The following is a 19,132-nucleotide window of genomic DNA, read 5'->3' on the forward strand; positions in this document are numbered from 1 at the left end:
AGAGGGGCCCCGCACCGAGAGGTGCGGGGCCCTTCGTCGTGTGCGCCCTCCGCGCGGGCGCCTTCGTCGTGCGCGCCGCGCGGAGCCGTCCGCCCGGCGGTCGGGGGGAGGTCCGCCGCCCAGGGCGGTGCGCGCCCCGCGCGGGGACGTCCGCAGGGGCGTCAGGCCGCGTCCGTGTGGGACGCCCACGACCACGGGCACGCGTCCGCGCCGATGCCCACCGCCAGCGCGCCCTGCGGCCCCAGGTGCGGGGTCGCGGGGCCCAGCGCGACCGCGCCCCGGGCGCGCACCGCGCGGCGCCCGCCGACGTGGAGCTGGACGCGCCCGCGCAGGTCGCGGCCGAGGAGGACCGGGCCCTTGGGCGTACCGGCCGCGCTGACCGCGCCGTACCCGTCGAAGGCGGGTGCCGGGAGCCGGGTGCCGTCGATCCGTACCGCCGTCAGCTCCTTCGCGGTCGGCCGTCGGTAGTACAGGGCCAGGCCGCCGTCCGGGGTGGCCGCCACGCCGACGGGCCCGCCGGGCGCCGGCAGCGCGCCGCCCGCGCGGAAGGCGACCGGACCGCCCGGCGCGTCCTGCGCCCAGTGGTGCACGCGCTCCCGCCCCGCGGCGAACAGGTGGACGCGCCCGCGCCCGTCGACCGCCGCCGACAGCCCGTCCTGCACCTCGGCGCCGCCCAGGTCCCGCCAGGGCCCCCAGGTGCCGTCGGCCTCCCGGACGCGCGAGCTGACGCCCTTGTCGGCGTTGCGCGTGAACAGGTGGACGCGGCCGTCCGGGGCGGCCACCGCCACGGGCACGCCGATCCGCCGCCCCCGGTCCTCGTCCCGCTCCGGGTTCCCGAGGCCCGCCCAGGCCAGGAACGGGCCGCCGGGGGAGCGCTGCTCCAGCACCACGATCTCGCGCTCGTTGGCGCCGCCGTGCCCGCCGAGCGCCGCGAACCGCAGGCCGAACAGGAGCTGCCGCCCGTCGAGCAGCGCCGCCGCGCCCAGGCCGGGGGCGAGGGGGCCGCCGCCGAGGTCGTCCGGTTCGGCCCACTGGCCGCTGCCCGCCTCGGTCTCCCGCCAGCGCACCGCGCGCAGGCCCAGCACCCCGTACGCGCAGAGCCGCCCGTCGGGGCCGGTCGTGACGACCGGGCCGGGGCCGGGGTAGCGGTGGTGGGTGGCGCGGACCCAGCCCTTCTTGTTGGTCAGGGGGCGGCTGCCGCCGACCATGTAGTCGCCGCAGCCGGCGCTGTTGCCGCACTGCCAGGACGGGTCGCCGCCGTACGGGACGAGGTGGGCGGCCTTCTCCCGCAGGACCGGCTCGGGGAGGTTCTTGGGCCAGTGGCGGTTGTAGTAGCCGCGGAACGAGGTGGTGACGAAGCCCGGTATCGCACCGCCGTCCGCGGTGGCCTCGGCGACCCAGCGGACCATCGCCGCCCAGCTGAAGGAGGCGACGGCGGTGTGGTCGCCGTGGTCCGAGTAGCCGGGCTGCTCGGAGTCCTTCCTGCGGGTCGCCTCGTCGCTGTGCTGGATGTCCGGGTCGGGGTCGAGGGTGTGGACGACGGTGGGCCGGTAGCGCTCCATCAGCCCCACGAGGACGTCGACCAGCCCGTCGTAGTCGTAGTCCGAGGCGCGGCGGACGGGGGAGTCGGTCGCGACGACGGTCCGCAGGCCGAGCCCGCGGTCCTCCCACAGGCTGGGGAGCGCCGTCCAGCGGCGGGGCGCGTGCATGGCGAGGTTGAGGAAGACCAGCTCGACGCGGCGGTTGCCGTTCGCGAGCGTGTTGATCTCGGCCTGGCGGTCGCCGCGGAGGGTGGCGACGCCCTTCTGCCAGGGGGTGAACTCGTCCAGGCCGATCATCCGCGCGTACGCCTGGCGCAGGCCCTGGTGGCGGGCGGAGGAGTACGCGGCCTTGTCGGCGATCGTCTCGCCGGTCCGGCCCGGGACGTGGTTCTTGCCGGTGTGCTCGCCGGCGGTGACGTACACGCAGACCAGGGGGACACCGGCGTCCACCATGCGCTGGCAGTCCGGGTTCATGAAGTACAGGTCGTCGTCCGGGTGCGCCATGATCTGCATCAACTGCGCGCGGCGCGAGCTGGTGATCGGCATGCCCGGCGCCGGGTCGGCGGTGGGGTCGCCGCGGCGCGGGGCGGGGACGGAGCAGCCGGTGAGACCGGTGAGGCCGGTGGTCCCGGCGAGGGCGAGGGCGGCGGCGAGGGTGCGGCGACGGGTGGGGCGCGGGGCGCCGCGGACGCCGGGGGCCGGGTCCCCGTCGCGTGCTCCGGTGCGGAGAACGGCAGCGCGAGGCCGGCCCCCCGGTATGTCGTTCACTTGTGCCCCCGTACTGGTGCTGCTGCGAGTGGTCCTGCTGACGGCGGCGGAAGCGCTGGTCGGCGCGGTTCCCGCGGTCATCTAGACGGATTATCGACACCTCGGGTTGCCCGGGACGCGGCGGGGTGTTCAAGGACGGACGGCCTTGACCTCAATTCGACTTTAGGTTTTAGCGTCGTGTCATGACGCCACCCCCGCTCGCCCCCGCCCCCGCCGACCCGAACGCCGCCGACGAGGACCTCGCCGCACAGCCCATCGGCTACTGGAGCGGCCTCGTCCACAGGGCCGCCCTCCGGCACCTCCGCGACGCCATGGCGACCGCCGACCTCACCCAGCCCCTGTGGTGGACCCTCAACCGCCTGGTCACCGCCGGGCCGGACGGCGCGACCCGCGAGGCCCTCGCCGTCGCTCTGGCCCCGCTGGCCGACGACGCCGACGAGATCCCGCGCGTACCGGACCGGATGCTGTACCGCGGCTGGGCCGTCGAGGACGGCGCCGGTGTCCTGCGCGTGACCGACGCCGGCCTGGCCGCCCACGCCCGGGTGAGGCACCTGCTCACCGAGGTGCGGACGCGACTGCACGAGGGCGTGCCGGACGAGGAGTACGCGGCGGCGCTGCGCGTGCTGCGACGGATCGCGCGGAACGCCGACGCGGCGGCGACCGCGCGCTGACGCTCACCGCAGCGTCGGTACGTCCCCGCCGTCCGCCCAGGTCAGCGTCGTGCCCGGCAGGCCGCGCAGCCAGGGGCCGGCCACGACCGCGAGGGCGGCGCGGTCCGGTGGCGCGGCGCCGAGGCCGACGGCGTACGACAGCGTGTCCGGCGCCGTCCAAAACGGGCGCGGCCAGGCGTGGGCGTCCGGCGCGCCGGCCTCCGCGAGGGCGGTGAGCAGGGCGCGCATACGGCCCCGGACGCGCCCCTCCGCCGGGCCCCGGGGGACGGTCACGACCGCCCACGCGGCGTGCCGCCGGTGCAGCGGCGGCGGGTCGAGGAGCCGTCCGCCCGCATCCGGGCCCGCCTCCAGGAGCTCCCACGCCCGGTACAGCTCCTGGACCAGCAGGTCCCGGCCGCCCGGGGTGACCTGGCCGGTGCAGGGGCGCCGCGGGTACGTGGGGGTGGTCACCGTCACCGGGAGGGTGCCGGGCGCGTCCGGGTCGGCCGTGCCCGCGCCGGGGGTGTCCGGGTCGGCCGTGCCCGCGCTGGAGGTGTCCGGGTCGGTCGTGCCCGCGCCGGGGGTGTCCGGGTCGGCCGTGTCCGCGTCCACCGGGATCCGCCAGTCCCAGGCGGCCCAGGTCGCGAAGAACCGCACCAGGAGCTGCCGGGGGCGTGCGTCGCCGGTCCCGCGCGCCTCGCGTACGGTACGGGCGGCCAGCAGCGCCCACGCCAGGCCCGGAAGCCCGCCGAGCGGCGCCGCGTCCAGGCCGCGCGCCCGCGCCCACGCCTTCACGCCCCGTGCGAGCCGGGCGAACTCGGCCCGGCGGTCGCCGACGAGAGCCAGTACGGCGTCCGCGTCGGTGACCGCGCTGAGCGCGACGGCGGCCGCCTCGCCCAGTTCGGCACGGCGGGCCACGGCGTCGCCGGGCGGCACCGCGCCGGTCGGGACGACGACCAGGTCGACGCCGAGGCCGTACGCCTCGAACCGCAGGCCCGGCACGCGCGCCCCGGTGACCTCCCGCACCCGCGCCGCCCCGGGCAGCGCGGCGACGACACGGGCCCGTACGTCCGCGAGGTCCGCGTCGCCGGGGACGGCCGCCACGAGGTCCAGGTCGGCGTCGGGCAGCGCGCATCCCATGCGCCTCGACCCGACGACGTGCACCTCGGCGCCGGGGAGCGCCCGGGCAACCTGCCGGACGACGCGTCTGACGGCGACCGCGTCGTCCGGGGCGGCCGGGTCCACAGCGATCGGGTCCGCAGCGGCCGGGTCCGCAGCGGGCGGGTCCGCAGCGGCCGGGGCCTGGGCGGTCGGGTCCGCAGTGGCCGGATCTCCAGCGATCGGGTCCGGAGCGGCCGGGACCTCGGCGGGCGGCGGGCCCTGCGGACCGTCGTACCAGCGGACCTCGCCCGTGCCGAGGTCCACCGCCGCCCGTACGCGCATCGGTTCGCCGCCGCGGCGGGACAGGAGCGTCACCTCGGACACCCGGGCCGTGAGCGGGCCGCCCAGCCGGGCCTCCGCCTCGCGGGCCACGGCCCGCGGGTCCGTCGTCCGCCCGAGGCTCAAGTGCGGGGTGAAGCCGCCGTGGCGGCCCCGGCAGCGGGGGAAGCGCCGCTCCAGGGCGCGCCGCAGCTCCCGCCACGGCGCTTCGCCGCCCGCCGCCGGGTCCAGCCACACCGTCGCGTCGTCGCGGTGACGGAAGTCGTGGACGCCCTGGAGCCGGGCCTCGAACGGGGCGACGCCGCGCACGGCCGCCGCGACCAGTTCCGCGGCCCGCTCGAAACGCGCCTCCGGTACGAACCCGAACAGCAGGTTCACGTGCGGCGGCCACCGGCCGACCTGCGGGTCGTGGTCCCGGCGGACGTCCTGGAGCGGCGGCCACAGCCCGTCGGGCGGCAGCCACGCCACCGCCGTCCTGGCCGTCGGCCGCACGTCGAGCGCGCCCGGCGCGCCCGCCCCGTCGAGGCCCAGGTCCACCAGCACGCCGTAGTGGTCGGAGACGTACAGCCCGTCCGGCGCCGGCTCGCGGCCGGTCAGCTCCGCCGCGTCCACCCGTACCCGCTCGGCGCGCAGCAGCACCCGGTCGAGCCGTGCCGCCCGCCCGGACAGGGACGACATCGCCGCCAGCGGGTTCGCGCCCGGGTCGAAGGTCGGCGTCCGGTCGGCCGGCCCGTGCGCCTCCGTCCAGGCGTCGCGCATGCCCAGGGTGGTCTCCGGCAGGTCGCCGCCGTCGTTGAAGTCGCCGGCCAGCACCACGTCGCCGTCGATCCCGGCGAACCCCTCGGCGAGCCGGGCCAGTTCGGCGCCGCGCCGCCCGGCGCCGTCCCGCGAGTGGTCGCTGCTGAGGTGCGTCGCCGCGATGACCAGGGGCCGCCCCGTCCCGGTCTCCACGGCCACCGCCGCCACCGCCTTGTGCGGCCCCAGCGCGTGCACCGCCGCCTCGCGCACCGGCACCCGGCTGAGCAGCAGCAGCCCGTACTCGGCGACGTCCGGCCCGTCCGGGTCGGTACCGAGCGCGTACGCGTCGCGCACCCAGCGCTCCGCCAGCAGCGTGCGCAGCAGCTCCGGCTCGGCCTCCTGGAGGGCGATCACGTCCGCGTCGGCGTCGCGCAGGGCGTCCAGCAGCAGCGGACGGCGGCGGACCGTGTCGATGCGGTCGCCGTCGTACCGGTCCCACAGCGTGTTCCACGTCAGGACGCGCAGCCCGGCGACCGGAGCCCCGCCGCCCCCGGCCCCGCCGCCCGGCACCCCGCCCGGTGCCCACCGCCCCGCCGCGTCCCACGCGTACGGCCGCCGCGCCGTGAAGAACGGCGCCCGCAGCAGCCTCGGGTCCCGCACCCGCCCGGCGCCGGTCGCGTCGATCCGGTCGACGCCGGACGCCCGGTCCCAGACCACCTCGCCGTCCGCCTCGAAGAACAGCACCCGGTGCCACGGGATGTCCCCGCCCGGCACGAACGCGGGCAGCGGCACCCGCTTCGGCTCCGCCCCGCGCTGCATGACCCCGACCACGAAGCGCGCCGGGTCGAACCGGGAGTCCCACCGGACCCGGTGGTAGATCTCGTCGCTCGTACGCACCTACGCCTCCTCCTCCACGGTGCCACCCGCGCCGATGTACCAGGTGCGGTGCGCCTGGCCCGGGTACGGCGGCACGAACCGGCGCAACTGCGCGCCGAGCACGTCCGCCGGTACGGGGTGTTCGCGCACGGCGTTGCGCCGTACCAGCTCGGCGTCGTCGACCAGCACCACCGCGTGCGTGACCAGCGCGTCACGGCGCCGGGCGACGGCGTGCACGAGGGACCGCTGGTGCGGGTTGAGGGACGTGGCGTCCCAGACGACCGTGCCGCCCGCCGCGAGCGCCGCGTCGAGCCGCTCCAGGCCGGAGCGCAGGACGTCGCCGCCCGCCCGCTGGTCGGCGCGGTCGCCGCGCTCCTCGCGCACGGCGTCCAGGGACACGTACGCGCCGACACCGGGCAGGGCGCGCGCGAAGGTGCTCTTGCCGCTGCCGGAGGGCCCCACCATGTGCACCAGCCGGGGGAAACCGCCGTCGCGCAGCCGCCAGGTGGCGGCGACGGCCTCCTCGGCGGTGGTGATCCGCCCCAGCGCGTACAGCTCGCGGGCCTCGGCGCGGCACCGGGCGGCGGCATCCGCGCCGAGCCCGCCGAACGCCCCGTCGATCGGGCCCGCGCCCCCCGCGCCCTCGGCGTGCAGGGCGGACCACTCCACCTGCTCGCGCGCCTCCGCGTCCGGCGCGGTGGCGGCGGCGACCGCGTGCAGGACGTCCAGGTCGACGGCGTACGACATCCGTACGAGCCCGGTCCTGCGCTCCTCGTCCGGGTACGGGCGGTGCAGCCCGGCGTGCAGCCCCACCAGGTCCGCGACGCGCCGCGCGAGGGGCAGCCCCAGGGCGGGCGCGAGCCGCCCGGCCAGCACGCCGCGGCGCTCCCGGCGCAGCAGCGCGGCCAGCACCCCGGCGAGCCTCCCGTCCCCGAGGCCCCCCAGCCGCCCGGCGACGTCGCGGGCAGCCGCGTGGTCACCGGCCGCCACGCCCACCGCGGCCAGCAGCGCCACCGGGTCGGGCGCCGCCCCGGACCGCACGTCCCAGAGCGCTGCGGCCGGCCCCCGCCCGTTCGGGACGACGGCGGCGTGCATCCAGTGCGTGCCGGTCCGCACGTGCCCGGGGCGCACCCACTTCGCGACGCGCCGCCCGAACTCCCCGGCCGGGAAGCCCTCGGCGGTCCGCACGACGTACCCCTCCTGGCGCCCCGCGTCGACCCGCAGCCGGCGCAGCGCCCGCTCGTCGAACACCCCGCGCCACAGGACGCGCGGGGTGGGGATCCCCAGGTCGCGCAGGAAGGCGACGGTCCGGTCCCAGTCCTGGCACCGTCCGCGTCCGTCCCACACGGAGAAGCCGTAGAAGTAGCTCTCCAGCGCGTCGTACGGGAGGGAGTGCTGGGCGTAGACGTTCTCGCCGCACACCCGCCACCCCTCCGGTACGGCGTGCGCGATCCGGCCCTGCAGCGCCTTGACCCAGGCCCGCGACGGGTGGTGCGCCGAGTCCGGCGACCGGGCGTGCAGCCCGTCCGCGTACAGGGTCGTGTTCTCGCCGTCGAGCTTCTCGGTGACGACGACCTCCCGCCCGGCGAACCCGCCGAGGTCCACCGCCCGCACGTCGTCCCGCCCGACCCCCGGTGACCAGGGCAGGTGCGGGGTGCGCGGATAGTGGGTCCGCGGCTGGTCCGTGCGCATGGTGGATCGGCCCCCCGGTCGAGCGGTGACGTGCCCGGTCACTGTAGGAGCCGGGGGAGGGCCGTTCGACCGATTAACCGGCCGGCCGGCGCGGACCGTCGAGCGGCAGGGCGTCCCCGGCCCGCGCCGCGGACCCCTCCGCCGGGCCGCCGGGTTCTCGGCCGCCCGGGTTTCCGGCCGCCGGGGCCTGGTCGGCCCGGCGAACGGCCGCGCGGGCCCCGCACGCGGCGGGGGCGACCGCGTGGCCCCCGCCCCGCCATCCGCCGGGGACGTGTGCCCCGGCCGGGGCGAGGCCGGTCCCGCGCCCGCGCACGCACCCGGAGGTGGGGCGCGGGACCCCGCGTCGCCCCGGCGGCGCGACCCGGCCCCACGACCAGCGGCCCACGCGGCTCCGCTCCATCGCGTCGCAGAACCGAGCGGGGAACCGGACGAGCGGGCCATCGGGCGGGCCGCCGGACGGGACGGCTCCCCGCCGCCGGTCAACCGCCGGTGGGGGCGATCGCCGATACGGTGCCGTCGCCGCTGTTGGCGACGTAGACGCGACCGCTGTGGGGCTCGAAGGCCAGGCCCTCCGGCCGGGAGCCCACCGGGACGGCGGCGCTGACGCCGTGGGACGCGGCACCGATCACCGCCACCGTGCCGTCGGACCGGGTGACGTAGGCGTCGCCCCGGGAGTCGACCGCCACGTCGACGGGGCCCGCGGCGACATCGGTGTCGGTGACGCCACCGGTGGCGGTGTCGATCACGGACACCGCGGTGGAGCCCGAGTCGGCGACGTGGACCCGGTGCCTCGGGGCGTCGACCGCGATCCCGGTGGGCCGCGGCCCCACCGGGACGGTCGCGATGACCCTGTCGGTCGCGGGGTCGACCACCGACACCGTGTTGAAGCCGGGTTGCGTGACGTAGACGCGGTGACTCGTCGGATCGACCGCCACGTCGAGGGGGTCGGGGACTTCGACGAACTCGTGGGCGAAGGGGGGCAGCGCACCGCTGATGCGGATGATCCACACGCGGTGGCTGCCGCGGTTGGCCACGTAGGCGCGACTCAGGAAGTGATCGACCGCCACCCCCTTCATGCGGGGGGAGGGGGCGAGCGGGACGTCGATGCGGACGGTGGCGACGAGGACGTTGGACTTGTTGATCATCGACACGGTGTTGGCGCCGCTGTTGGCCACGTAGACGCCGAATTGAGGATCGGTCGCCACGCCCTCCGGGTGCGGTCCGACCGTGAGGGTGGTGCTCACCGTGTTGGTCCTGGAATCGATCACCGACACGGTGCCGGCACCGCTGTTGGTGACGAAGACGCGGTCGTGGACGTCCACCGCCACACCGACCGGCCTCGCCCCCACCGGGACGGTGGCTACGACACGCGGCTGCTTGGTGTTGGACACGTTCATCACTGCACGACCTTCGTGATCGAGCGGCGTACGGAGAAGTCGTCGCGGCCGGCTCGTCCGAGGGGGCGCCGCTCCGAAGGACCCGGGGTGGCGCTCGACGGTGCTGCCACCGGCCGGCCGCAGGCCGGGTCCGGCCGCGCCCCGGTGGGCGGTACCGGGAGGAGCGGTGCGCCACCGGGTGCGCCGGATCCCTCGGACCCGGGTGGTGCCGCGGCGTGTTCCGGGAAGGGGCGCCGGGCGTCCGGGGAGGATCCGCCCGCGTCGGTGTCGGCGCCTGCCGGGGTCTCCAAGACCCCGGGACCCCGCCGCGGGCGCGCTCGCCGTGTGTGACAGTGGCTCCGGCATCGCTGGACCTGGCCTTCGGAAGCCCCGCTTCTCCGGCGGACTTCGAGGCCCCCGTGTCGCCGCCGACGGCCTGCCGCGCGGCCTGCTTCCGCCGCGCCACCCCGCTCCCAAGAGCGCGGGGACCCGACCACACCTGCTGCCGGTGGCCGACGTCGGACCCTGGTTCCCAGTATGGGCGCGGGCCTCGCGCCCTGCCAGCCGGACCACCGCGAGGCCCTTGCCCCTGGCCACGGGCCTCGACCCGTCCCCCCTCTTCGACCTGGGCCCCACCGCCCCCCTGGACGGCCCGGCCCTGATGGAGGCGGTACGCGCCTGACCGGCCGCGTGTCCCGCCGTACGTTCCGCTGTACGTACCGCCCGTACGTCCCGCGCCGGGCACGGGCCCCGCGTACGGGCCCGGCCCCGGGGGGCGGTGGCGACGGCTACGCGTCGCCGAAGATCTCCTCGGCGGTGGCGGCGGTGAGGGCGCGGGCGAGCCAGGAACGCATGATCTCCGGGTCCTCGCAGTGGACGGCGCGCTCGCGCTCTTCCTCCGTGACCGGGATACCCCGCTGCTCCAGGATGATCAACAGAGCCTCGGCTCGGCCCTCGTTGCGGATTTCCTCCGAGAGGGGCGACGTGTAGAAGGAGAGATCCACGGCCACCAGGTTCCTCCAGATGCTCGCGGCCGGGCGGTTGCCCAGGCCCTGTGCGGTGAATTCGACGACAGGATTGACGAGGTCTTCGGGCATGTCCCGCAGCGCGGTGGACAGTGCCTTCAGTATCACACCGACCTCCGGGTCGCACGCGTGCGTGATCGCGGACAGCGTGGCGAGAGCGAGGTCCTTCCGCACCTCGACCGGGTCACTGATCACGGGCATGTTGTGCGGTCCGGCCACGAGGGGGCGCAGCGTGAGGGTCGGCCACCCGTTCGGACCGATTCGTACGGGCCGCGAGGCCCACTCGGCCGTCGCCCGGTCCTGGCAGACGACGAGCAGCAGGGGCGGCAGCCCGTACTTCTCGTGCAGGTACGCGCAGTAGTACGCCCAGCTGCCGGGTTTCGCCGGGTCCTTCCTGCCCTGCGCCTCCACGGCGACGAGGAAGCCGCCGTCCGCCGCGGTCTCGAAGCGCAGCAGGGTGTCGACGCGGCGTTCGACGGGCCGGGCCTCGGTGAGGTCGGTGGGCAGGGCTTCTACCGAAGTGGGGTGGGGGAGGTCGACGCCGAGCACCTCGGAGACCCGGGAGAAGAGTTCCGGGTACTCCTGGAAGATGCGGTGCATCGCCTCATGGGGTGAGCTGACCACAGGTCTCCTGTTCGGATGGGGAGGAGGTGCGGCAGCCACCGCACACTCCTGGCTCGGATGCGCGGAACGCGCGGTCGCAGCGGTCGCAGTTCCGGAGCGGGTGCGCCGTACGGACGGGGCCCGCGGCGGGTGGTGGGAGCTCGGCGGTGAGCCGGTGGGCCAGGAGCGCGGCCGGGCGGCGCAGGGGCTCCGGCGGGAGCTGCGCGGTCAGGGCGTGCCGTACGCCCTCGGGGGTGGCGTCCCGTTCCAGCCAGGCGGCGACGCCGGGAGCGAGCCGTTCGGCGTCGCGGGCGGAGAGCAGCAGGCGCGGGTCGTGGCGGTGCAGCCCGGCGAGCAGTTCGGTCGCGGCCCGGAGGAGGGCCGGGGCGGGGTGGGCGGGCTGCGGTACGCGCAGTGGCGCGGGCGGCCGGCGGGGTGGCCGGGTGGGCTTCGTACCGCACTGCGGAGTGGGTGACGGCGGTGCCGGAGCATTGGCTTTCGGGGCGTCGGCCGTCGGCGCCCGGCCGCCGGTGGAAGGCTGGTTGCAGGAGAACGTCCGCGTGGTGATCCGGCCGTCGGGGGTGCGCTCCCGTACGCGCCGCAGGTAGCCGTGGGCCTCCAGTTCGCGCAGCGCGCCCGCGATCCGCTGGGCGCCCTCGGGGAAGCGGGCGGCGAGGGTCTTGATGTCGACGCGGGACCCGGTCGGCAGCGACTGGATGTGCACGGCGAGCCCGATGGCGAGGAGAGATAACTCCTCGTGCTGGGTGAGGTGGTTGCCGATGACGGTGAAGCGGCTGGTGTGCCGGGTGTTGACGTGGACGACCCCGGACGAGTGGTGTGCGGGCCGCTTTCCGGCGATCCGGAGCGGGGCGTGCGGGGACGCGCTAGGGTGCTGGACATCCATCAGGAAGGTCTTCGCTTCCTCGTTGGTCAGGCCCTCGTCCGGGAGTGCGAGTCCCGGCGGGGGCCGACGCATGTGTGCGGTGGTCTCGCGGTGAGCGTAGGACGCACGCCCCTGCTGTTGACCAGCCGGTTTGACCAGGTTCACCCGACGGGGTGAGGCCGCGTACGGGGCGGGTGGGGTGGGGCTGGGAGAGGTCCTTTCCCCTTCGTCCGTTCCTTGGGAAGGACCACCGGCCCCACCGGGGCGAGGCCGCCCGTGCTCCGGTACGGGGTCCGGTTCGGCCCGCGCGGCCCTACGCGGCACCGGCCCCCGCCGACGCCCTCACCGCCCGACCCCGCCGGCCTCGGGCGCAGGTGCTCGGCGCACGCCCGCCGTCCCGCCCCGGCCCTGCCCGCCGGCCTCGGGCGCACGTGCTCGACGTACGGCGCCGTCCCGTCCCGCCCCGGCCGGGTGCACCGGCGGCAGCACCGGGCCCCGCGGGCGCCCGTCCGCGAGCCCCGGTTTGATCGATACGGCCTCCGGGGTATTCTCTTCGGCTCGATTGGCGCGCGCCCCGCCGCGTGTGGCAGACTGTCCGGGTTGCTCGGTTGAGTGCCGATGCTGCGCGCCTCCCGCCGGGAGGACCGGAAGCGAGTCCCACAGTACTCGTCGTCCCTGCGTGGGGCGGAAGTACGGGAATCTTCCGGGAAGCGTCAGCGGGGCGCCGACCAGGCACCCGGTGGGTGTCTTCCCCCGGACCGCGGTCCCAGGCCCGCACCCCCTTGGTTGGGAAATCCTTCGGGAGATCTTCGTAGAGGGAGTGCGACACGCCCGACCGCGTGGGTCGGAGAAGACGTGAGCCCACCAGGTTCCAGAGCGTTACGAGAGACAGGACTACTGAGTAGCCATGGCGGGACAGAAGATCCGCATCCGGCTCAAGGCCTACGACCACGAGGTCATCGACTCCTCGGCGAAGAAGATCGTCGAGACGGTGACCCGCACGGGTGCGTCGGTCGCGGGCCCGGTGCCGCTGCCCACTGAGAAGAACGTGTACTGCGTCATCAAGTCGCCGCACAAGTACAAGGACTCGCGCGAGCACTTCGAGATGCGGACGCACAAGCGCCTCATCGACATCCTCGACCCCACGCCGAAGACGGTTGACTCGCTCATGCGCCTCGACCTGCCGGCCGGCGTCGACATCGAGATCAAGCTCTGAGGTGACGCGCGAGATGGCTAAGAACATTAAGGGCGTCCTGGGCGAGAAGCTCGGCATGACCCAGGTCTGGGACGAGAACAACCGGGTCGTCCCGGTGACCGTCGTCAAGGCCGGTCCCTGCGTCGTCACCCAGGTCCGCACCAACGACACCGACGGCTACGAGTCGGTCCAGATCGCCTTCGGCGAGATCGACCCGCGCAAGGTGAACAAGCCCCTCAAGGGCCACTTCGCCAAGGCCGACGTCACCCCGCGCCGCCACCTGGTGGAGATCCGCACCGCTGACGCCTCCGAGTACACCCTCGGCCAGGAGATCACCGCTGAGGTCTTCGAGGCGGGCGTCAAGGTCGACGTCACCGGCAAGAGCAAGGGCAAGGGCTTCGCCGGTGTCATGAAGCGCCACAACTTCCGTGGTCTGGGCGCCGGTCACGGTACCCAGCGCAAGCACCGCTCGCCCGGTTCCATCGGTGGCTGCGCCACCCCGGGCCGCGTGTTCAAGGGCCTCCGCATGGCGGGCCGCATGGGCAACGAGCGGGTCACCACCCAGAACCTGACCGTCCACGCCGTTGACGCGGAGAAGGGCCTGCTGCTCATCAAGGGCGCGGTTCCTGGTCCGAACGGCGGCCTCGTCCTGGTCCGTACCGCGGCCAAGGGGGCCTGAGGTAACCGATGAGCACCATTGACATCCTTTCGCCGGCAGGCGACAAGGCCGGGACCGTCGAGCTCCCCTCGGAGATCTTCGACGCGAAGACCAGCGTTCCGCTGATCCACCAGGTCGTCGTCGCGCAGCTGGCCGCTGCCCGCCAGGGCACGCACAAGACCAAGTCCCGCGGTGAAGTCCGCGGCGGTGGCAAGAAGCCGTACCGCCAGAAGGGCACCGGCCGCGCCCGTCAGGGTTCGACCCGCGCCCCGCAGTTCGCCGGTGGTGGCGTCGTCCACGGCCCCGTGCCGCGTGACTACTCCCAGCGGACCCCGAAGAAGATGAAGGCCGCCGCCCTGCGCGGTGCCCTCTCCGACCGGGCCCGCCACTCCCGCATCCACGTCGTCACCGGCGTGGTCGAGGGTGAGATCTCCACCAAGGCCGCCAAGACGCTGTTCGGCAAGATCTCGGAGCGCAAGAACCTGCTCCTGGTCGCCGAGCGCTCCGACGAGGCCGCGTGGCTCTCCGCCCGTAACCTGCCCCAGGTGCACATCCTGGAGCCGGGCCAGCTGAACACGTACGACGTGCTCGTCTCCGACGACGTGGTCTTCACCAAGGCCGCCTTCGAGTCCTTCGTGTCTGGCCCCAAGGCCGTTGAGACCGAAGGGAGCGACGCCTGATGACTGAGGCCGTCGTCACCAGCAAGACCTTCACGGACCCGCGCGACATTCTCGTCAAGCCGGTTGTCTCCGAGAAGAGCTACGCGCTGCTGGACGAGAACAAGTACACGTTCGTCGTCGACCCGCGCGCCAACAAGACCCAGATCAAGCAGGCCGTCGAGGCGGTCTTCTCGGTCAAGGTCACCGCGGTCAACACGATCAACCGGCAGGGCAAGCGCAAGCGCACCCGCACCGGTTACGGCAAGCGCGCCAACACGAAGCGCGCCATCGTGACCCTTGCCGAGGGCAACCGTATCGACATCTTCGGCGGTCCGACCGCCTAAGGGCGGTCTGGATCGTCCGAATATCGGACGAGGACTGAGAAATGGGTATCCGCAAGTACAAGCCGACGACTCCGGGCCGTCGTGGCTCCAGCGTCGCCGACTTTGTCGAGATCACGCGGTCCACGCCGGAGAAGTCGCTGGTCCGCCCCCTGCACAGCAAGGGCGGCCGTAACAACACCGGTCGTGTGACCGTCCGCCACCAGGGCGGTGGCCACAAGCGCGCCTACCGAGTGATCGACTTCCGTCGTCACGACAAGGACGGCGTGCCGGCGAAGGTCGCTCACATCGAGTACGACCCGAACCGCACCGCGCGCATCGCGCTCCTGCACTACGCGGACGGCGAGAAGCGCTACATCATCGCCCCCCGTGGCCTGAGCCAGGGCGACCGGATCGAGAACGGTCCCGGCGCCGACATCAAGCCCGGCAACAACCTGGCGCTGCGCAACATCCCGGTCGGTACCACGATCCACGCGATCGAGCTCCGTCCGGGCGGCGGCGCCAAGTTCGCCCGTTCCGCCGGCGCCTCCGTGCAGCTGCTCGCGAAGGAGGGCTCGATGGCCCACCTCCGCATGCCGTCCGGTGAGATCCGCCTGGTCGACGTCCGCTGCCGCGCCACCATTGGCGAGGTCGGCAACGCCGAGCAGTCGAACATCAACTGGGGCAAGGCCGGCCGCAAGCGCTGGCTGGGCGTCCGCCCGACCGTCCGCGGTGTGGCGATGAACCCGGTTGACCACCCGCACGGTGGTGGTGAGGGCAAGACCTCCGGTGGTCGCCACCCGGTCTCCCCGTGGGGTCAGAAGGAAGGTCGTACTCGTTCTCCCAAGAAGGCGAGCAACAAGTACATCGTCCGCCGCCGCAAGACGAACAAGAAGCGCTAGGAGCGGGTTTAGATGCCGCGCAGTCTCAAGAAGGGGCCCTTCGTCGACGACCACCTGATCAAGAAGGTGGACGCCCAGAACGAAGCCGGCACCAAGAACGTCATCAAGACCTGGTCCCGTCGCTCGATGATCGTCCCGGCCATGCTCGGCCACACGATCGCGGTGCACAACGGCAAGACCCACATCCCGGTGTTCGTCACCGAGTCGATGGTCGGCCACAAGCTCGGCGAGTTCTCGCCGACGCGCACCTTCCGGGGTCACGTCAAGGAAGACCGGAAGTCGAAGCGCCGCTAACCAGCGGGGTGAAAGACCATGACGAACGTGTCAGACACTGAAGGGACAACCATGGAAGCCAGGGCCCAGGCGCGGTACATCCGCGTCACGCCCATGAAGGCCCGCCGCGTGGTGGACCTCATCCGTGGCATGGACGCCACGGAGGCTCAGGCGGTCCTGCGTTTCGCCCCGCAGGCCGCGAGCGTGCCGGTCAAGAAGGTGCTGGACAGCGCCATCGCGAACGCCGCGCACAACTACGACCACACGGACGCCTCGTCGCTGTTCATCAGCGAGGCGTACGTGGACGAGGGCCCGACCCTGAAGCGGTTCCGGCCGCGCGCCCAGGGCCGCGCCTACCGGATCCGTAAGCGGACCAGCCACATCACCGTGGTCGTCAGCAGCAAGGAAGGAACCCGGTAATGGGCCAGAAGGTAAACCCGCACGGGTTCCGGCTCGGCATCACCACCGACTTCAAGTCGCGCTGGTACGCCGACAAGCTGTACAAGGACTACGTCAAGGAAGACGTCGCCATCCGTCGGATGATGACGTCCGGCATGGAGCGCGCCGGCATCTCCAAGGTCGAGATCGAGCGCACCCGTGACCGCGTCCGCGTGGACATCCACACCGCGCGCCCGGGCATCGTCATCGGCCGCCGCGGCGCCGAGGCCGACCGCATCCGCGGCGACCTGGAGAAGCTCACCGGCAAGCAGGTCCAGCTGAACATCCTCGAGGTCAAGAACCCCGAGGTCGACGCTCAGCTCGTGGCCCAGGCCGTTGCCGAGCAGCTGTCCTCCCGCGTCTCCTTCCGCCGCGCCATGCGCAAGAGCATGCAGTCGGCGATGAAGGCGGGCGCCAAGGGCATCAAGATCCAGTGTGGTGGCCGTCTCGGCGGCGCCGAGATGTCCCGCTCGGAGTTCTACCGCGAGGGCCGTGTGCCGCTGCACACGCTCCGCGCGAACGTCGAGTACGGCTTCTTCGAGGCCAAGACCACCTTCGGCCGCATCGGCGTGAAGGTCTGGATCTACAAGGGCGACGTCAAGAACATCGCCGAGGTTCGCGCCGAGAACGCCGCTGCCCGCGCCGGCAACCGCCCGGCCCGTGGCGGTGCCGACCGCCCGGCCCGCGGTGGCCGTGGTGGCGAGCGTGGCGGTCGCGGCCGCAAGCCGCAGCAGAACGCCGCTGCCGAGGCCCCCAAGGCCGAGGCCGCTGCCGCTGCTCCGGCTGAGAGCACCGGAACGGAGGCCTGACCGAAATGCTGATCCCCCGTAGGGTCAAGCACCGCAAGCAGCACCACCCGAAGCGCAGCGGTATGTCCAAGGGTGGTACGCAGGTTGCGTTCGGCGAGTACGGCATCCAGGCCCTGACTCCGGCGTACGTGACCAACCGCCAGATCGAGGCGGCTCGTATCGCGATGACCCGCCACATCAAGCGTGGCGGCAAGGTCTGGATCAACATCTACCCGGACCGCCCGCTGACCAAGAAGCCCGCCGAGACCCGCATGGGTTCCGGTAAGGGTTCCCCGGAGTGGTGGGTCGCGAACGTCAAGCCCGGTCGGGTGATGTTCGAGCTGTCCTACCCGAACGAGAAGATTGCGCGTGAGGCGCTTACCCGCGCTGCTCACAAGCTTCCGATGAAGTGCCGGATCGTTCGGCGCGAGGCAGGTGAGGCGTGATGTCGGCCGGTACCAAGGCGTCCGAGCTGCGCGAGCTGAGCAACGAGGAGCTTGTCGGCAAGCTCCGCGAGGCCAAGGAAGAGCTGTTCAACCTCCGCTTCCAGGCGGCGACCGGGCAGCTCGAGAACCACGGCCGGCTGAAGGCCGTCCGCAAGGACATCGCCCGGATCTACACCCTCATGCGTGAGCGTGAGCTCGGCATCGAGACGGTGGAGAGCGCCTGATGAGCGAGAACAACGTGACTGAGAAGACTGAAGCGCGCGGCTTCCGCAAGACCCGCGAGGGTTACGTCGTCAGCGACAAGATGGACAAGACCGTCGTCGTCGCCGTCGAGGACCGCGTCAAGCACGCCCTGTACGGCAAGGTCATCCGCCGTACGAACAAGCTCAAGGCGCACGACGAGCAGAACGCCGCGGGTGTCGGCGACCGCGTCCTCCTCATGGAGACCCGGCCGCTGTCCGCGACGAAGCGCTGGCGCGTCGTCGAGATCCTCGAGAAGGCCAAGTAATCACTTGAAGGGGTAACCCTTCAGGTTCGTTCCGCCAGGCTCGGCGTCCCGTGGGTTCGCCCACGGGCGCCGGGAACCGGCAGACAATCAGGAGATAGACGTGATCCAGCAGGAGTCGCGACTGCGTGTCGCCGACAACACTGGTGCGAAGGAGATCCTTTGCATCCGTGTGCTCGGTGGCTCCGGTCGCCGCTACGCGGGCATCGGTGACGTCATCGTCGCCACCGTCAAGGACGCGATCCCCGGTGGCAACGTGAAGAAGGGTGACGTCGTCAAGGCGGTCATCGTTCGCACCGTCAAGGAGCGCCGCCGCCAGGACGGCTCGTACATCCGCTTCGACGAGAACGCCGCCGTCATTCTGAAGAACGACGGCGACCCTCGCGGCACCCGTATCTTCGGCCCGGTCGGCCGTGAGCTGCGCGAGAAGAAGTTCATGAAGATCATCTCGCTCGCGCCGGAGGTGCTGTAAGCATGAAGATCAAGAAGGGTGACCTGGTCCAGGTCATCACCGGCAAGGACAAGGGCAAGCAGGGCAAGGTCATCGCGGCCTTCCCCCGTGAGGACCGCGTCCTGGTCGAGGGTGTCAACCGGGTCAAGAAGCACACCAAGGCGAACCAGCCGGGCCGCGCCTCGCAGGCCGGCGGCATCGTCACGGTCGAAGCCCCCATCCACGTGAGCAACGTTCAGCTCGTCGTGGAGAAGGACGGCAAGAAGGTCGTGACCCGCGTCGGTTACCGCTTCGACGAGAACGGCAACAAGATCCGCGTTGCCAAGCGGACGGGTGAGGACATCTGATGGCTACCACCACGACCCCGCGTCTCAAGACGAAGTACCGCGAGGAGATCGTCGGCAAGCTGCGTGACGAGTTCAAGTACGAGAACGTCATGCAGGTTCCGGGCCTCGTCAAGATCGTGGTCAACATGGGTGTGGGCGACGCCGCCCGCGACTCCAAGCTGATCGAGGGCGCCATCCGCGACCTCACCACGATCACCGGTCAGAAGCCGGCCGTCACCAAGGCCCGCAAGTCCATCGCGCAGTTCAAGCTGCGCGAGGGCCAGCCGATCGGTGCCCACGTCACGCTCCGTGGCGACCGCATGTGGGAGTTCCTGGACCGCACCCTGTCGCTCGCGCTGCCGCGCATCCGCGACTTCCGCGGTCTGTCCCCGAAGCAGTTCGACGGCCGTGGCAACTACACCTTCGGTCTCACGGAGCAGGTCATGTTCCACGAGATCGACCAGGACAAGATCGACCGGGTCCGGGGCATGGACATCACCGTGGTCACCACGGCGACCAACGACGACGAGGGTCGTGCCCTCCTCCGTCACCTCGGCTTCCCGTTCAAGGAGAACTGAC

General features: G+C 73.1%; 21 protein-coding genes. 15 read left to right on the forward strand and 6 right to left on the reverse strand.

Features of this window, described 5'->3' with window-relative positions; genetic code table 11:
- Nucleotides 1–161: 161 nt before the first annotated feature.
- Nucleotides 162–2,309: a PIG-L family deacetylase gene (locus RND61_RS06515; protein WP_315876817.1), complete on the reverse strand. Its 2,148-nt coding sequence runs from the start codon at nt 2,307–2,309 to the stop codon at nt 162–164.
- Nucleotides 2,310–2,491: 182 nt separating this feature from the next.
- Between RND61_RS06515 and RND61_RS06520 the strand changes: the two genes are divergently transcribed.
- A complete protein-coding gene (locus RND61_RS06520; protein ID WP_315876818.1) occupies nt 2,492–2,980 on the forward strand; it encodes a MarR family transcriptional regulator in 489 nt (162 codons plus the stop codon).
- A gap of 3 nt (nt 2,981–2,983) precedes the next feature.
- On the opposite strand, the gene RND61_RS06525 is transcribed toward RND61_RS06520, so the two are convergent.
- The 5 genes from RND61_RS06525 to RND61_RS06545 all read right to left on the reverse strand — a co-directional run bounded on the left by RND61_RS06525 (nt 2,984) and on the right by RND61_RS06545 (nt 11,613).
- Nucleotides 2,984–6,034: a poly(A) polymerase gene (locus tag RND61_RS06525; RefSeq protein WP_315876819.1), complete on the reverse strand. Its 3,051-nt coding sequence runs from the start codon at nt 6,032–6,034 to the stop codon at nt 2,984–2,986.
- On the reverse strand, nt 6,035–7,705 hold the full coding sequence (locus RND61_RS06530; protein ID WP_315876821.1) for an RNA ligase family protein: 1,671 nt from the start codon (nt 7,703–7,705) through the stop codon (nt 6,035–6,037). It lies immediately after the preceding gene.
- Nucleotides 7,706–8,184: 479 nt separating this feature from the next.
- On the reverse strand, nt 8,185–9,102 hold the full coding sequence (locus RND61_RS06535; RefSeq protein WP_315876822.1) for a YncE family protein: 918 nt from the start codon (nt 9,100–9,102) through the stop codon (nt 8,185–8,187).
- A gap of 767 nt (nt 9,103–9,869) precedes the next feature.
- On the reverse strand, nt 9,870–10,730 hold the full coding sequence (locus RND61_RS06540) for a hypothetical protein (protein ID WP_315876823.1): 861 nt from the start codon (nt 10,728–10,730) through the stop codon (nt 9,870–9,872).
- The gene (locus RND61_RS06545) at nt 10,711–11,613 is read right to left on the reverse strand and encodes a helix-turn-helix domain-containing protein (protein WP_315876885.1); all 903 of its coding nucleotides are present in this window, start codon (nt 11,611–11,613) and stop codon (nt 10,711–10,713) included. Before RND61_RS06545 ends, RND61_RS06540 begins: the two co-directional genes overlap by 20 nt.
- 886 nt (nt 11,614–12,499) lie before the next feature.
- On the opposite strand from RND61_RS06545, the gene rpsJ reads away from it, so the two are divergent.
- From rpsJ to rplE, 14 genes are all read left to right on the forward strand, one after another.
- The gene (gene rpsJ / locus RND61_RS06550) at nt 12,500–12,808 is read left to right on the forward strand and encodes a 30S ribosomal protein S10 (RefSeq protein WP_003948644.1); all 309 of its coding nucleotides are present in this window, start codon (nt 12,500–12,502) and stop codon (nt 12,806–12,808) included.
- Between the two features lie 13 nt (nt 12,809–12,821).
- Nucleotides 12,822–13,466 (forward strand): 50S ribosomal protein L3, encoded by a 645-nt coding sequence (gene rplC, locus RND61_RS06555; protein WP_315876824.1) that lies wholly within the window; start codon nt 12,822–12,824, stop codon nt 13,464–13,466.
- Between the two features lie 8 nt (nt 13,467–13,474).
- Nucleotides 13,475–14,125, forward strand: a complete 651-nt coding sequence (gene rplD, locus RND61_RS06560) for a 50S ribosomal protein L4 (RefSeq protein ID WP_315876825.1) — start codon at nt 13,475–13,477, stop codon at nt 14,123–14,125.
- The gene (gene rplW / locus RND61_RS06565; RefSeq protein ID WP_315876826.1) at nt 14,125–14,448 is read left to right on the forward strand and encodes a 50S ribosomal protein L23; all 324 of its coding nucleotides are present in this window, start codon (nt 14,125–14,127) and stop codon (nt 14,446–14,448) included. Before rplD ends, rplW begins: the two co-directional genes overlap by 1 nt.
- Before the next feature lie 41 nt (nt 14,449–14,489).
- The gene (gene rplB, locus RND61_RS06570) at nt 14,490–15,326 is read left to right on the forward strand and encodes a 50S ribosomal protein L2 (protein WP_010473951.1); all 837 of its coding nucleotides are present in this window, start codon (nt 14,490–14,492) and stop codon (nt 15,324–15,326) included.
- Between the two features lie 12 nt (nt 15,327–15,338).
- On the forward strand, nt 15,339–15,620 hold the full coding sequence (gene rpsS / locus RND61_RS06575; protein WP_004984529.1) for a 30S ribosomal protein S19: 282 nt from the start codon (nt 15,339–15,341) through the stop codon (nt 15,618–15,620).
- A gap of 51 nt (nt 15,621–15,671) precedes the next feature.
- Nucleotides 15,672–16,019, forward strand: coding sequence for a 50S ribosomal protein L22 (gene rplV / locus RND61_RS06580; protein ID WP_028963907.1), 348 nt, complete (start codon nt 15,672–15,674; stop codon nt 16,017–16,019).
- Nucleotides 16,019–16,846, forward strand: a complete 828-nt coding sequence (gene rpsC, locus RND61_RS06585) for a 30S ribosomal protein S3 (protein ID WP_023587025.1) — start codon at nt 16,019–16,021, stop codon at nt 16,844–16,846. Before rplV ends, rpsC begins: the two co-directional genes overlap by 1 nt.
- A gap of 5 nt (nt 16,847–16,851) precedes the next feature.
- A complete protein-coding gene (rplP, locus tag RND61_RS06590; RefSeq protein WP_017949658.1) occupies nt 16,852–17,271 on the forward strand; it encodes a 50S ribosomal protein L16 in 420 nt (139 codons plus the stop codon).
- Nucleotides 17,271–17,495, forward strand: a complete 225-nt coding sequence (gene rpmC / locus RND61_RS06595) for a 50S ribosomal protein L29 (RefSeq protein WP_010473947.1) — start codon at nt 17,271–17,273, stop codon at nt 17,493–17,495. Before rplP ends, rpmC begins: the two co-directional genes overlap by 1 nt.
- Nucleotides 17,495–17,779 (forward strand): 30S ribosomal protein S17, encoded by a 285-nt coding sequence (rpsQ, locus tag RND61_RS06600; protein ID WP_031129706.1) that lies wholly within the window; start codon nt 17,495–17,497, stop codon nt 17,777–17,779. The genes rpmC and rpsQ overlap by 1 nt, the downstream gene beginning before the upstream one ends.
- A gap of 100 nt (nt 17,780–17,879) precedes the next feature.
- On the forward strand, nt 17,880–18,248 hold the full coding sequence (gene rplN, locus RND61_RS06605) for a 50S ribosomal protein L14 (protein WP_003956455.1): 369 nt from the start codon (nt 17,880–17,882) through the stop codon (nt 18,246–18,248).
- A 2-nt stretch (nt 18,249–18,250) separates the two neighbouring features.
- Nucleotides 18,251–18,574, forward strand: coding sequence for a 50S ribosomal protein L24 (gene rplX / locus RND61_RS06610; RefSeq protein ID WP_023587023.1), 324 nt, complete (start codon nt 18,251–18,253; stop codon nt 18,572–18,574).
- Complete coding sequence (rplE, locus tag RND61_RS06615; RefSeq protein ID WP_010473944.1) at nt 18,574–19,131, forward strand: 50S ribosomal protein L5; 558 nt, start codon at nt 18,574–18,576, stop codon at nt 19,129–19,131. The genes rplX and rplE overlap by 1 nt, the downstream gene beginning before the upstream one ends.
- Nucleotide 19,132: the final 1 nt, after the last annotated feature.

This window comes from Streptomyces tamarix, from assembly GCF_032423885.1.
In the GTDB taxonomy this organism is placed as follows: Bacteria; Actinomycetota; Actinomycetes; order Streptomycetales; family Streptomycetaceae; genus Streptomyces; species Streptomyces tamarix.